This is a genomic window from Streptomyces sp. NPDC048441 (genome assembly GCF_043200235.1).
Classification (GTDB): Bacteria; Actinomycetota; Actinomycetes; order Streptomycetales; family Streptomycetaceae; genus Streptomyces.
In genome coordinates, this window is the sequence record NZ_JBICXM010000007.1 from 75,471 (window position 1) to 89,906 (window position 14,436).

Here is a 14,436-nt window from a genome sequence, read left to right on the forward strand (position 1 = left end):
GTACCTCCAGAGGTACTTCAACTCAGGAAAAACCAGAACTTCATAGTGGCCGTCGTATGCCGCCCGAAGCACCACGTGGCGCTCCCTTCACGGGAGTTGCCCACCGGGCCCGTGCCTCCCGTGACCGAGAACCAAGCGGAGGCCAGCGTCCAGGGGCACGATTGCGTCCGCGAGGTCACCTATGCGGGCGATGCTGGAAGGAAACCGTGTGAGCCGGATTTCGGTCCGGGGATTCGCCGTGGCATCCGCCACCGCGGTCACCACTGTTGGCGCTGTCGTCGGTGTCGCCTCGGGCAGCACCCCGAGCGCCTCGAACGACAACGACTTCGAGGCGACGGCGAGCGACGCGACACTCCTCGCAGACATCCCCGCGGGTCAGCAGGCCCAGGTACAGACCGCGTCCCTGACGCAGCAGGCCGACGCACAGGCCAGCGCTGCCGACACGGCCGCGAAGAAGTCCGCGGCGGAAGCAGCGCGCAAGCAGGCCGCAGAGGCAGCGATCGCGAAGCAGAAGGCCGCCGAGAAGGCGGATGCCGCCGAGAAGGCGGCCGCCAAGAAGGAGCGCGAGGAGAAGGCCGAGGCCAAGGCCAGCCGTTCCTCCACGCGTGACGCGGGCGACTTCGCCAAGCAGTCCTCGTATTCCACCTCGCAGGTCCAGGCGATGGCACGGCAGATGGTCCCCGGTGACCAGTTCCAGTGCTTCAGCAACATCGTCAACCACGAGTCCACTTGGAACTACCAGGCGAGCAACGCCTCCTCGGGTGCCTACGGCCTCGTCCAGGCGCTGCCCGGTTCCAAGATGTCCTCGGCCGGTGCCGACTGGCAGACGAACCCCGCCACGCAGATCAAGTGGGGTCTCGGCTACATGAACGACCGCTACGGAAGCCCGTGCGGAGCCTGGGACTTCTGGCAGGCGAACAACTGGTACTGAGCAGCAGCTCGCTCAACCTTTAGAGGCCCCTCACCGTCCTTCGGTGGGGGGCCTCAGCCGTGTACGGTCAGTCCGACAACTTCCAGGGGGGAGTGGTGGGGAAAGACGGGGGAAGAGGACGGATCATGTCGCGGGTACCGGAGTGGATCGGTCGGCTCGGTGCCGGGCTTTCTCAGTTGGGCGAGCGGATGGGGGAGCGTGCGGCAGCGGATTCCGACGCGGACCCCGGCACGGACGACGGTCGGGATGACCGCTCGGACGACCGCACGGGTGACCCCACGGACGACGGCGCCAAGCGTTCGCGGCGGTCCGCCGCCGACGAGGCCGCCGCAGCCGAGGGTGACGCGGCGGCCGACGAGGCCGCCGGGGGCGCGGATGGCGCGGGCGCACCGGAACCCGTGGTGCCCGCCCCGCCCGCGTACGCACCTGCCATAGCGGCCAGGCCCGACCCCGTCGCGACGGTGCCGTGGGGGATGCGGGTCGCGGCCGAGGCCGGCTGGCGCCTTCTCGTACTCGCGGGCACGCTCTGGGTGTTGATGAAGATCATCAGCGCCGTGCAGCTCGTCGTCTTCGCCTTCGTCGCGGCGCTCCTCATCACCGCGATGCTCCAGCCGACCGTCGTCAGGCTCAAGCGGCTCGGACTGCCGCGGAGTCTCGCGACCGTCGTCACGGCGGTACTCGGCTTCGTCATCATGGGACTTGTCGGCTGGTTCGTCGTCTGGCAGGTCATGGAGAACGCGGACACGCTCTCCAGCCAGGTCCAGAACGGCATCGACGACCTGCGCAACTGGCTGCTCAACAGCCCGTTCCATGTGACCGAGGATCAGATCAACGACATCGCCAAGACCCTGCGGGAAGCGGTCGCGGGGAACACGGAGGAGCTGACGTCGGCGGGGCTCGAAGGGGTCACCGTGCTCGTGGAGGCCATGACCGGCATCCTGCTCACGATGTTCTCGACGCTGTTCCTGCTGTACGACGGGAAGCGGATCTGGCAGTGGGTCCTGAAGCTGGTCCCGGCGCCCGCTCGGCCCGGCATCGCGGGGGCGGGGCCGCGGGCCTGGCGCACGCTGACGGCCTACGTGCGCGGCACGGTGATAGTGGCTCTGATCGACGCGATCTTCATCGGGCTCGGGATCTACTTCCTCGGGGTGCCGATGGCGGTGCCGCTCGCCGTCTTCATCTTCCTGTTCGCGTTCATCCCGCTGGTGGGTGCGGTGATCTCGGGCGCGCTCGCGGTGGTGGTGGCGCTTGTGACGCAGGGCGTGTTCACGTCGGTGATGGTCCTCGCCGTGGTCCTTGCCGTACAGCAGATCGAGGGCCACATTCTGCAGCCGTTCATTCTCGGGCGGGCTGTACGGGTGCATCCGCTGGCCGTTGTGCTGTCGGTGGCCGCGGGCGGCCTGGTCGCCGGTATCGGCGGGGCTGTGGTGGCTGTGCCGCTCGTCGCCGTGACCAACACGGTGGTGGGCTACTTGCGGGCGTACTCACGCGAAGCCGCCCTGAAACAGTCACCGCAGCCGCACGGCGCCACGGCCTTGGACGTCGCGCCGGTCGACAGCCCGTCCGGCGATTGAGGACGAACTCGGCGGAGCCGGTGATCGACGGCGCGCATGAGAATCGGCCCCTTCCAGCAACTGCTGGGAGGGGCCGTTCCGTTACCGCTCAGGGGAACCGCTACGCGAGCGACTCCTCGGAGTCCAGCGTGACGCCGACCGCCTGGATGACCGCGGCGATCTTGAACGCTTCCTGGATCGTCTCGCGGTCCACGCCGGCCTTGCGCAGCACCTGCTCGTGAGAGTCCAGGCACTGGCCGCAGCCGTTGATCGCGGAGACGGCGAGCGACCACAGCTCGAAGTCGACCTTCTCCACGCCCGGGTTGCCGATGACGTTCATCCGCAGACCGGCGCGCATCGTCCCGTACTCCGGGTCGGAGAGCAGGTGGCGCGTGCGGTAGAAGACGTTGTTCATCGCCATGACGGCCGCGGCCGACTTGGCGGCGGTGTACGCCTCGGGGGAGAGGTTCGCCTTCGCCTCGGGCTCCAGCTCGCGCAGCACGCGCGGGGAGCGCGATGCGATCGCGCAGGCGAGGACCGTGCCCCAGAGCTGCTGCTTCGGGAGGTCGCTGTTGCCGATGACCGAGCCGAGGTTCAGCTTCAGGTCCTTGGCGTAGTCCGGTACGGCGGACTTCAGTTCGTCGAGTGCCATGTCAGAAAGCTCCGTTCACTCGCCCGAGAGGAGCGCGACCGGGTCCAGGGTCTCGTCGCCCGAGGTCCAGTTGCACGGGCACAGCTCGTCCGTCTGGAGCGCGTCGAGGACCCGGAGGACCTCCTTGGGGTTACGGCCCACGGAACCGGCGGTCACCATCGTGAACTGGATCTCGTTGTTCTGGTCGACGATGAAGACGGCGCGCTGCGCGAAGCCGTCCTCGCCCTCGATGCCGAGGTCACGCATGAGCTCGTGCTTCGAGTCGGCCAGCATCGGGAAGGGCAGGTCCGTGAGGTCCGGGTGGTCCTTGCGCCAGGCGTGGTGCACGAACTCGGAGTCACCGGAGAAGCCGAGGATCTGGGCGTCACGGTCAGCGAACTCTTCGTTCAGCTTGCCGAAGGCGGCGATCTCGGTCGGGCACACGAAGGTGAAGTCCTTGGGCCACGCGAAGACGATCTTCCACTTGCCCTCGTAGGTCTTGTGGTCGATCTGCTTGAACTCAGCGCCCTTCTCCAGCGAGACACAGGCAGTCAGGTCGAACTGGGGGAACTTGTCACCGACAGTGAGCACGGGCTCTCCTTGCAGCAAAAGGAACCCCGGTAAGGGGCTCCAAGGGGTTGGACTGCTGTCGATCGTGGCACAGAGTGCATTGATTAGAGAAATAGCTACACTCTGTTCTGTTGATCGGAGGTGGCTATCAGTGCGAGCCATAAATAGGGGCAAGCAGCCCAGCCTGGCGCAGCTGCGCGCCTTCGCGGCCGTGGCCGAGCATCTGCACTTCAGGGACGCGGCGGTGGCAATCGGGATGAGTCAGCCCGCCCTCTCCGGTGCCGTCTCCGCCCTGGAGGAGACACTCGGTGTCACCCTGCTGGAGCGTACGACCCGCAAGGTGCTGCTCTCGGCGGCGGGCGAGCGGCTCGCGGTGCGCACGAAGGCGGTCCTCGAAGAGGTCGGGGCGCTGATGGAGGAGGCCGACGCGGTGCGCGCGCCGTTCACCGGTGCGCTGCGGCTCGGTGTGATCCCGACTGTGGCGCCCTATCTGCTGCCGACCGTCATCGGGCTCGTACACGAGAAGTACCCGGATCTCGACCTCCAGGTGCACGAGGAGCAGACCTCCTCGCTGATCGAGGGGCTCGGTGCCGGGCGGCTCGATCTGCTGCTGCTCGCCGTGCCCCTGGGGATGCCCGGCGTCACCGAACTGCCCCTGTTCGACGAGGACTTCGTGCTCGTCACGCCGCTCGACCACTGGCTCGGCGGGAGGGAGGGCATTCCGCGCGACGCACTGCGCGAGCTGAACCTGCTGCTGCTCGACGAGGGGCACTGCCTGCGCGACCAGGCTCTGGACATCTGCCGGGAGGCCGGGCGTGCGGACGCCCCGGTGACCACGACCGCTGCCGGGCTCTCCACCCTCGTACAGCTGGTGGCCGGCGGGCTCGGTGTGACGCTGCTTCCGCGTACCGCCGTCCGCGTCGAGACGAGCCGCAGCAATCAGCTGCTCACCGGGTACTTCGCGGACCCGGCGCCGACCCGGCGCATCGCCCTCGCGATGCGTACGGGGGCCGCGCGTGCGGCGGAGTACGACTCGCTCGCCGCTGCCTTGAGGGGGGCCGTGAAGCCGTTGCCGGTGCGGGTGTTGTGACCCCGCACCGGCAACGTACCGCCCCTGGAAGGGGAGTTACTCCGTGCGCAGGCCGTCCGGGCGCATCATGCGCCACAGCGGCGGCAGGCTGAGCAGCGTCACGATCGCGACGAGGGCGGCGCCCGCGACCGTCAGGGGGGCGAAGAGCCACCAGTCGGTGACCGTCTTCTGGATCATGCGGACCATGACCCAGCCGAGGCCCAGACCGCCCGCGACGGCGAGCACCATGCCGATCGCGACCGGAATCGCGGTCTGCCACAGGATCGACCACGCCATCGACGCGCGGCGCGTGCCGAACGCGGTGAGGGCCGCGAGGAGGCGCTTGCGCTCCCGCAGTTGCTCGATCATCGAGACCAGCATGGACGCCGCGATCAGCCCCATCGTCGCCATCGCGCCGATCTCAAGACCGGTCTGGATGGTGGCGTACTGCTTGTCACGCTCGACCGCGCGCAGCGTCGTCACGGAGAGGAACGGGTCGACGTGGGCCGCGGTGTTGCGGATGTACTCCTCGGCGTCCTTGACGTCCGGGTCGACCTGGATCCTGGCCGACGTCGAGGCGTCGGTGAGCTTGGACATGTCGATCGCGCCGGGCGTCGCGTAGATGCCGTCGTACAGGTCGCCGCCCGGGTCGGGGCGGGCCTTGACCTGGCGGGAGTCGGCGGGCAGCGTCCACGGGACGTGCCGGTGGCCGGGCTCGTCCCAGCTGATGGCGTTCAGGTCGATCGGCTTGCCAGGACGGGCCGACTCGTCGACCCAGTTGTTCAGCTCGGTGTCGCCGGTGTGCACGACGAACGTGTCGCCGTCCTCGCAACCGCCGATCCGGGCCAGCTCGCGCAGGTTCGCGCAGGTGCCGACCGTCAGCTCCGTGGTGGGCCGCAGGGCGTCGGGGTCCTTCAGCTTGCCCGGCTTCACGACGTAGGAGGAGACCGTGCCGATGACGTTCTCGACGCCCTTGGTCGTGCGGAACGTGTCGATCATCCGCTCGGCCAGGTCGCCGTCGCCGACGTCGGCCCTGACCACCAGCTTGGCGCGGCCCGGGTCGCTCCCGGTCATCCGGTTGAAGTCGTCGTTCATCGCGACGAACAGCATTTGCAGGGCGATTGCGCCCGCCACCGCGACGGTGATGCCGCTGACCGCGCGCGCCGCCGTCCCGCTGGTCAACTGGAGCCTGCGGGTGGCCAGTTGCCACGGCACAGGGCCGCCGCCGCGCAGCCGGGCCACGCTCGCCTCGATGAGCCAGGGCAGCAGCGCCGCGAGGCCCACCAGGGTGAGCGTCGCGCCCACGCCGATGGAGACGACCGGCGCTGCCACGTCGCCCCCGACGCGGCCCATGACCACGTCGCCCCCGACACTGCCCGAGGCCAGCAGGATCCCGATCCCGAGCAGCGGCATCGCGATGCGCCACCAGAGGCGGCGCTTGCGGGGCCTGGTGCTGCGCACGACGCCCAGTGGCTCGATGGAGACGGCCCGCAGCGAGATCAGCGTGACCACCACGGCCGTGATGGGCACGGCGAGCAGGACCAGTACGGCGAGGCCGGGGATCGGCACCACGTCGGAGGGGAAGGCGCTGATCTTCCACCCGTCGAGAGTGCCGACCAGCTCGCGCACGCCCAGGAAGAACAGGCCTCCGAGGGCAAGGCCGAGCAGCGCGCCGCCCAGGGCCTCGCCCGCCGCGATCCGCCGCACGCTGTGGGCGTCCGCGCCGACCAGGCGCAGCGCGGCGAGCCGCCGGTCGCGCCGGTCGCCGCCGAAGCGGACCGCGGTGCCGATGAAGATGATCACCGGGGTGAGCAGGACCACGCAGATCAGGGCGACCAGGACGATCAGCAGCGGGTCCATGGGTTCCGCGGGCTCTTTGTACCCGAAGGACGCCACGCGGTGGCCGCCCTTCGCCTGGGTGAGGGCGTCGGAACCGGCGTAGTAGTAGAGCTCCTTGGGGTTGGTCAGGCCCGCGTCGCCGATGGTGTCCGTGATCCGGTACTCGCCGAACCGCTCCTTCAGGAGGGCGCCGTCGGAGCTGTCCAGGAGCTCGCGAAGGGCGGGCGACACGGCCATCTCGCCGTCCGCCGGGAGCTTCTTCAGGCCGGGCGGCAGGGCCGGGTGCGCGCCATCGGCGCGCAGCACGCGGCCGCTCACCGTGGCGTCGCGGAAGTCGGTGGGGGTGTCGCGCTGGAGGACCGTGGAGTCGGAGCGCTTGACCTTCTTGGCCGAGAACTGGTCGTCGGCCGAGCGGGCCACCGAGCGGTCCTCACGCTGCTGAAGCAGGTTCGGTACGGACGACGCGCCGAGCAGGAGCGCCACGCCGAGGCCGACGCCGACAGCGGTCAGGATCGTGCGGGCCCAGCCTTCGCGGCCGCCGCCGACGGCGAAACGCAGGCCCATCGCGAGGTCGCGGGCGAAGGCGCGGGGGCCCCCCTTGGACACAGTCGCGGTGTCGTCGGCGAGTAGCGGCGCGCGGCGCGTCTCGTCCCCGGCATGAGGGTCGTCGGCGCGCTTGTCCTTGGCACGCCTGCCCTTGGCGCGCGTGTCGAGACTCATATCGCCTGCTCCATGTCCCGTGACGTGCCGTCGCGTACGACGATCTCTCGGTCGGAGTAGGCGGCGACCCGCATCTCGTGCGTGACCAGGACGACGGCGGCGTTCGTCGAGCGCGCGGCGTCGGTGAGCAGGTCCATCACGCGCTCGCCGTTGAGCGAGTCGAGCGCGCCGGTCGGCTCGTCGGCGAAGAGCACGCGCGGGCTCGTGGCGAGCGCGCGGGCCACGGCGACCCGCTGGCCCTGACCGCCGGAGACCTCGCCGGGCCGCTTGGCGACGACGTCCTCGACCTCCAGGCGCTCCATCCACGTACGGGCGGTGCGCTCGGCTTCCTTGCGCTTGGCGCCGTTCAGCCGCAGCGGAAGCGCCACGTTCTCCACGCAGGTCAGCTCGGGGACCAGCTGCCCGAACTGGAAGACGAACCCGAACTCGCTGCGGCGCAGGGCGCTCAGCGCGGCGTCCGGCAGACCCGTGAGCTCGCGGCCGTTGTACGTGATGGAGCCCGAGTCGGGCTTGACGATCCCCGCGAGGCAGTGCAGGAGCGTGGACTTGCCGGAGCCGGACGGGCCCATCACGGCGACGACCTCGCCGGGGTGGATGGAGAAGTCGGCGCCGTCGAGCGCGGTCGTCGGGCCGTACGCCTTGCGGAGGCCGGCGGCTGTGAGAAGGGAACCAGCGGGGGTCATGCGGAGCGAACCTCCAGGGCGAGCTTGCCGAGACGTGCGGCGGCCAGTTCGAGCCAGCGCAGATCGGCTTCGAGATGGAAGAGCGCGTGGTCGCAGATCAGCTGGTCGGCGAGGTCTCCCTTCCGCTTGCGGTCGGTCAGTATGCGCATCAGACGCAGGTGCTCGGCACGCTGGGCGTCGAGCATCTCCGAGGCGTCGCGCTCGGTGAGGAGCGCGAGGACGACCTTCGTGTAGAGGGTCGACTGGAGATACGGCTCGGGCTTCTCGGGTGTCGCGAGCCAGCGCTCGACATCGGTGATGCCGGCTTCCGTGATCGCGTACCGCTTGCGCTCGGGGCCGCCGCCTGCCTCTATGCCGTCGACCTCGACGAGGCCGTTCTTCAGCAGGCGGGACATGGTCGAGTAGACCTGCCCGTAGTGCAGCGGCTTGTCGTGACCGAACTTCTCGTCGAAGGTGCGCTTGAGGTCGTAACCGTGGCGCGGGCCCGACTCGAGCAGGCCGAGGAGAGTGTGACCGATGGACATGGGGAGAACTCTACACGGCGTGTATACGTGCTGTGTATACGCTTCACGAGGAGTCCATGCCGAGCTCACGAGGAGCCCATGCGGAGCTCACGGGGGCTCGTGACGAGCTCAAGGGGAGCTCAGAGCTTCGAAAGCCGGGCAACCTTCTGACGTCCAGAACCGTCGGTGTATAGGGACTATCACCGGTTCCGGTGGGACAGGTGCTGATTGTCACGTCCGGAAAAGGCCGGATCGGCAACCGTTTGTCCCTAGGTGCGGTGTTAGCTTTCTGAGCTGACTTTACGACTATTGACTTGCCAGTAAGAAGTACGAGTAGAAGTACGAGACGGAGCGGAGCACTCTCAGCCATGGGCCGAGCGGAAGAGCGACAAGCGCGTCAGCGCGGCGCGCGCCGGGCAGCGCGTGGGCGCCCCGCCGGCGGCGACACATCCGGCAGCGGGAAGCCCGGCAGTGGGAAGTCCGGCGGCAGGAAGTCCGGTGGCGGCAAGGCCAAGCGCACGGGCATACGCCGCTTCTTCACGCTGAAGAAGATCCTGGGCACGTTCTTCGGGCTCATCCTGCTCGGGATGCTCAGCTTCATCGTCCTCTACATGGTGGTCGACGTGCCCGAGGGCAACGCTGCGGCCAAGTTGCAGAGCAACGTCTACAAGTACAAGAACGGCGACGTCATCGCCAGGACCGGCGAGCTGAACCGCGAGGTCGTCGACCTGGACAAGGTGCCCAAGAAGGTACAGAAGACCTTCGTGGCCGCCGAGAACAAGTCCTTCTACAACGACAAGGGCGTCGACTTCAAGGGCACAGCCCGCGGTCTGATCAACACGGTGGCGGGCAAGGGCAAGCAGGGCGGCTCGACGATCACCCAGCAGTACGTCAAGAACTACTACTTGACGGCGGACCAGACGGTGACCCGCAAGCTCAAGGAACTGGTCATCTCGCTGAAGGTGGACCAGAACAAGAGCAAGGACGACATCCTCGCCGGGTACATCAACACCAGCTACTACGGCCGCGGCGCCTATGGCATTCAGGCCGCTGCCCAGGCCTACTACAACGTCGACGCCAAGGACCTGGACGTCTCGCAGGGCGCCTATCTCGCCGCCCTCCTCCAGGCCCCGAGCCAGTACGACTGGACCTCCGCCACGGACGCCAGCAAGAAGCTGGTCGAGGCGCGCTGGAACTACGTACTCGACAACATGGTCGAGAAGAACTGGCTGCCCGCGAGCGAGCGCGAGGGCCTGAAGTTCGACAAGCCGAAGGCCCCCAAGGCCGCGCCCGGCCTCGAAGGCCAGACCGGCTACCTGGTGAAGGAGGCCAAGGCCGAGGTCATGAGGGCCGGCCACCTCAGCGAGGAACAGTTCGACGCGGGTGGCTACACGATCACGCTCAACGTCGACAAGAAGAAGCAGGCCCAGCTCGAGAAGGCCGTCGACAAGACGCTGAACGACAAGCTCGACCCCGACAAGCGCAAGGCCGACGCGCGGGTGCAGGCGGGCGCCGCGTCCGTCGACCCCAAGACCGGCAAGGTCCTCGCGATGTACGGCGGCAAGGACTATGTGAAGCACTACACGAACAACGCGACCCGGCGCGACTACCAGCCCGCGTCCACCTTCAAGCCGCTGATCCTCGCCGCCGCCCTGGAGAACGGCGCCAAGACGCAGTCCGGCCAGCCGATCACGGCGAACACGATCTACGACGGCACCAGCGAGCGCCCGGTCAAGGGCAGCGACGTCGCCTTCGCGCCGCCGAACGAGGACGACAAGAGCTACGGCCCCGTCACGGTCCAGAAGGCGATGAACAAGTCCATCAACGCCGTCTTCGCGCAGATGGGCGTGGACGTGGGCATGGACGACGTACTGGAGACGGCGGGGAAGCTCGGCATGAACGTCGAGAACCTGCCCGCCGTGCCCGCCCAGACCCTGGGCACCATGGGCGCGAGTCCGCTGGAGATGGCGGGTGTGTACGCGACGCTCGACAACCACGGCAAGAAGGTCACCCCGGCGCTCGTGAACTCCGTCGAGCACAAGGACCGCACGATCGACCTGCCGGACCCGATCGGCGAGCAGGTCGTCGAGCCCGGCACCGCGGACTCGCTCACCTCGGTCCTGACCGGCGTGGTCGACGACGGTACGGGCAGCGCGGTGCGCAGCCCCGTGCAGGACGTGGCGGGCAAGACCGGTACGTCCGACGACAACAAGTCGGCCTGGTTCACCGGTTATACGCCGAAGCTGGTCACCTCCGTCGGCCTGTTCGGCGAGGGCGCTCCGGGCACGGCGGAGGAGAGCAAGCAGGTCTCCATGAAGGGCGCGGGCGGCCTCCCTCGCGTCGACGGCGGCAGCTTCCCGGCGCAGATCTGGGCGGCGTACACCTTCAAGGCGATGGGGTCGCCCAGCAAGTTCGACCTGGACACGTCCATGGGCGCGGCCATCGCACCGCCCCCGGACCCGACGACGCAGGCCCCGAAGGAGCCGACGGACGAGCCGTCGGAGACCAAGGACCCGACGACGAAGCCGCCGACGGACGACCCGTCGACCGAGCCGCCGACGGACGATCCGACGACGGCGCCGCCGACGGACGATCCGACGACGGCGCCGCCGACGGACGATCCGGAGGAGCCGGACCCGTCGACCACCATCGAGATCCCGGAGAACCCGAACGGGCGGAAGGACCGGGTCAACCGGGACTGAGGGCCGCATGTCATGACGAGGGGCGGCCCGGCGCCACAGCGTGCGGGGGCCCCCCGGCCTGAACACGGCGGGGGCCCGCCCGCGGTCACCCCAGGGTGGCGCGGGGGTTGAGCACGCACGTCCGCCCCCACACCCCTCCCGGGGGCCGGGCCCGCGCACCCGGCGCGGGCGGGCGTCTTGAACGCCGGGGGGGCCCCGGTACCCAACGGGCCCGGGCCGCCCCTCGTCATGAACTCGTCGGCGGCCAGCCGTCGTTCAGCCCTGGTTCGCGCTGTGGTTCAGCTCGAACCACACCACCTTTCCGGCGCTCAGGCGCGTCGCGCCCCACCGCCGCGCCAGCTTGTTGACCAGGTAGAGGCCTCGTCCGCCCTCGTCCGTGGCCCGTGCCTGGCGCAGGCGTGGCAACTGCGGCACGTCGTCGCCGACCTCGCAGCGCAGTACGTCCGTGCGCAGGAGCCGCAGGGTCACCGGCCGTGACGCGTACCGCACCGCGTTCGTCACGACCTCGCTGACCAGGAGCTCGAGCGAGTCGTTCAGCTCCTCCAGGCCCCAGCGCTCCAGGGCGCTGCGGGCCAGGCGGCGGGCGCGGGACGGCGTCGCGTCCTCCGGCTCCAGATACCAGTACGCGACGTCGCTCGGCGCGATCCCGTCGAAGCGGGCGGCGAGCAGCGCGATGTCGTCGTCCCGGTCGCCGGGGCCGAGCATGTCGAGCACGTCGTCGCAGAGGGCCTCAAGGGGCGGCGGATGGTCAGGACCCGTCAACTGGGCGGTGGCGGCGAGCCGTTCGCGCAGTTGCTCTATGCCCGTCCACACGTCACGAAGGCGGGACTCGACAAGGCCGTCCGTGTAGAGCAGCAGGGTGGCGCCCGCGGGCGCGTCCAGCTCCACGGCCTCGAAGTCCACGCCGCCCACGCCGATGGGTGCGCCCGGCGGGACCCGTAGGACCTCGGCCCTGCCGCCCAGGTGCAGCAGGACGGGTGGCGGGTGCCCCGCGTTGGCGATGGTGATGCGGTGCGCGACCGGGTCGTAGACCGCGTACAGGCAGGTGGCCATGCGGTCCGAACCGAGCCGCTGGGCCTGCTCGTCCAGGTGGTGCAGGACCTCCTGGGGCGGCAGGTCGAGCCCGGCGAGGGTCTGGGCGGTCGTCCGCAGCTGGCCCATGATCGCGGCCGAAGTCATGGAGTGCCCCATGACGTCGCCCACGACGAGCGCGACCCGGCTGCCGGGCAGCGGGATCGCGTCGTACCAGTCGCCGCCGACGCGGGCCGTCTCGGCGGCCGGGAGATAGCGGGACGCAAGCCGGACGCCGGTCGGGCGCGGCAGGGTCTCCGGCAGCATGGTGCGCTGCAACTCGTCGGCGATGTACGCCTCGCGGCCGTAGAGGACGGCTTTGTCGATGCCGAGCGCGCTGTGCGTCGCCAGTTGGGCCGCGACGAGGAGGTCGTCGCTCTCGAACGCGGGCCGGTCGGGGCGGCGCAGGAACACCGCGGCGCCGATCACTCGGCGCCTGCCCCGCAGCGGCGCGAGGATCGTCCGCTGTCCCGACGGCACGGTGCGGTCGGTGCCGAGCAGTTCGGGCAGCGCGGCGCGGGCCGCGGGGTTGTCGGCGAAGACCGGGCGGACGCCGCGCAGGACCTCGGCGAGGGCGCCGCCGGGGCGCACCTCACACAGCTCGGTGGTCGTCACGAGGTCGGGCTGTACCTGGAGGGCGGGCATGGTGCCGCCGTCGGTGTCGGGTTCTTCCGGGATGCGGTCGGTGCGGCGGAGGCGCAGGACCAGCGCACCGCTCGGCCGTTCCTCGCCGACCGGCAGCGGGTCGCGCAGATAGACCAGTATCGCGTCGGCGAACGTCGGCACCGTGGCCCGGCACAGGCCCATCACGATCTCGTCCAGGTCGATGCCGCGGGCGATGCGCCGGGTGGCGGCGCCCACGAAGCGCAGCCGGTCGCCGTCGCGGCGCATCGCGATGGGCCCTGATCCCGGCGGCCTGGGCTGCCCCGTGCGCCGCTCCTCGCCGTCCGGAGCGCCCGGGGTGCCCGGCTCGGGGCCCGGCTGCTCCGGGACGCCCTCGGGGGCGGGACGGGGGCGGTGCGGGTCGGGCTGCTGGCCCTGGGGCCCCGTCGGCTGTGTGTGCTCGTCGCTGTGGCTCGCGGTCGGGTCGCCCTTCCGTGCGTGTGCTGCCTGCTCGGCCTGTGCCGCGTGTGCAGCCTGTGCCGAGTGTGCTGCCTGTGCCGCGTGTGCTGCCTGTGCAGCCTGTGTCGTCTGTGCGGGTAAAGCGGGCGTGCCCGGGGTGTCCCGCGCCTTCTGGTCGCGCACCAGCGCCCCGCGCGGGTCCGCGGGGGCGGTGGGCCGGGCAGCTCGGGGCTGTCGGCCCTCGTCGGGGATGGGGTGCTCCGTCACGCGTCTCGATCCGTCCGTCCGGGGCTGCGCCTTGGTATCCGGTGGCTACTTTGGTCAGCCGCGTCGGCAGTGCAGGAAGAGCTGGTGCTCGGGTGGTACATCGGTACTCGCTGGGGCGTAGGAGTACGTGTCCTCGTCGAGGATGTCGAAGCCCGCGTCACGCACGGCCTGCCGCAGTTCGTCCCGCAGGTAACCGGATACCCGGATTGTGTGTCCCAGGAACGGAATTGCCGCGTCGTCCAGGTCGGCCTCGACCATGGAGAGCGCGAGCAAGCCATCCGGCCGCAGCAGCCCGTGCAGCAGTCGCAGAGCGTACGGGATCTCATCGCGCGGCAGCATCAGGAGTGCGAAGAAAGCCGTGATCCCGTCGAACAGGCCGACACCGTCAGGGCCTTCGGCCCGCAGCGCCGCCAGGTCGAGCTGCCGGAACTCGGCCTCCGGCGCGTTCTTCGCGGCGAGGTCGAGCATCCCCGACGACAGGTCGACGCCGAGGACGGAGTGCCCCGCGTCCGTGAGCTGACGGGCGGTCGGGAGCCCGGTCCCGCATCCCACGTCGAGGATTCTCGCCCCGGGCGGCAGCGCGTCGGCGAGCCTGCGCCCCGCCGCCAGCTGGCCGTCCTTGTGCGGGAAGGCGTCGTCGTAATGCCGGCCGATGGCATCGAAGGCCTCGGCCTGCCCCGTACGGTCGGGCAGCACGCCGGATGGACCGCCGTACCTGCCGACCTCGCTCGACTCGCTCGCCTCGCTCACGTTCTGCCGCCCTTCGATGACACCCTGTCAGGCAACGCGCAAGCTCAGGCAGTTGCTGCTGAGTTGCTGCTGTGCGCCCTTGCGG

11 protein-coding genes are annotated in these 14,436 nt (G+C 69.9%); 4 read left to right on the forward strand and 7 right to left on the reverse strand.

The window, feature by feature from the left end:
* Positions 1-190 precede the first annotated feature (190 nt).
* Positions 191-931 (forward strand): lytic transglycosylase domain-containing protein, encoded by a 741-nt coding sequence (locus ACGFSB_RS19120; protein ID WP_393400373.1) that lies wholly within the window; start codon positions 191-193, stop codon positions 929-931.
* A 125-nt stretch (positions 932-1,056) separates the two neighbouring features.
* Entirely contained in the window at positions 1,057-2,505 is a 1,449-nt protein-coding gene (locus tag ACGFSB_RS19125; RefSeq protein ID WP_393400375.1) for an AI-2E family transporter, read from the forward strand.
* A 100-nt stretch (positions 2,506-2,605) separates the two neighbouring features.
* On the opposite strand, the gene ACGFSB_RS19130 is transcribed toward ACGFSB_RS19125, so the two are convergent.
* Positions 2,606-3,136 (reverse strand): alkyl hydroperoxide reductase, encoded by a 531-nt coding sequence (locus ACGFSB_RS19130; RefSeq protein WP_344523339.1) that lies wholly within the window; start codon positions 3,134-3,136, stop codon positions 2,606-2,608.
* Between the two features lie 15 nt (positions 3,137-3,151).
* The gene (locus ACGFSB_RS19135; protein ID WP_393400377.1) at positions 3,152-3,706 is read right to left on the reverse strand and encodes a peroxiredoxin; all 555 of its coding nucleotides are present in this window, start codon (positions 3,704-3,706) and stop codon (positions 3,152-3,154) included.
* Positions 3,707-3,836: 130 nt separating this feature from the next.
* On the opposite strand from ACGFSB_RS19135, the gene ACGFSB_RS19140 reads away from it, so the two are divergent.
* Entirely contained in the window at positions 3,837-4,775 is a 939-nt protein-coding gene (locus ACGFSB_RS19140; RefSeq protein ID WP_393400380.1) for a LysR substrate-binding domain-containing protein, read from the forward strand.
* A gap of 36 nt (positions 4,776-4,811) precedes the next feature.
* Here ACGFSB_RS19140 and ACGFSB_RS19145 read toward each other — a convergent pair whose 3' ends face one another.
* From ACGFSB_RS19145 to ACGFSB_RS19155, 3 genes are all read right to left on the reverse strand, one after another.
* Entirely contained in the window at positions 4,812-7,157 is a 2,346-nt protein-coding gene (locus ACGFSB_RS19145) for an FtsX-like permease family protein (protein WP_393401158.1), read from the reverse strand.
* A gap of 152 nt (positions 7,158-7,309) precedes the next feature.
* On the reverse strand, positions 7,310-7,996 hold the full coding sequence (locus ACGFSB_RS19150) for an ABC transporter ATP-binding protein (RefSeq protein ID WP_393400384.1): 687 nt from the start codon (positions 7,994-7,996) through the stop codon (positions 7,310-7,312).
* Entirely contained in the window at positions 7,993-8,520 is a 528-nt protein-coding gene (locus ACGFSB_RS19155; RefSeq protein WP_393400386.1) for a PadR family transcriptional regulator, read from the reverse strand. Before ACGFSB_RS19155 ends, ACGFSB_RS19150 begins: the two co-directional genes overlap by 4 nt.
* A gap of 347 nt (positions 8,521-8,867) precedes the next feature.
* Between ACGFSB_RS19155 and ACGFSB_RS19160 the strand changes: the two genes are divergently transcribed.
* A complete protein-coding gene (locus ACGFSB_RS19160) occupies positions 8,868-11,201 on the forward strand; it encodes a transglycosylase domain-containing protein (protein WP_393400389.1) in 2,334 nt (777 codons plus the stop codon).
* A 255-nt stretch (positions 11,202-11,456) separates the two neighbouring features.
* Here the strand turns inward: ACGFSB_RS19160 and ACGFSB_RS19165 are convergent, their stop codons facing one another.
* The gene (locus ACGFSB_RS19165; protein ID WP_393400392.1) at positions 11,457-13,601 is read right to left on the reverse strand and encodes a SpoIIE family protein phosphatase; all 2,145 of its coding nucleotides are present in this window, start codon (positions 13,599-13,601) and stop codon (positions 11,457-11,459) included.
* A gap of 54 nt (positions 13,602-13,655) precedes the next feature.
* Positions 13,656-14,351, reverse strand: coding sequence for a class I SAM-dependent DNA methyltransferase (locus ACGFSB_RS19170; protein ID WP_393400395.1), 696 nt, complete (start codon positions 14,349-14,351; stop codon positions 13,656-13,658).
* Positions 14,352-14,436 lie beyond the last annotated feature (85 nt).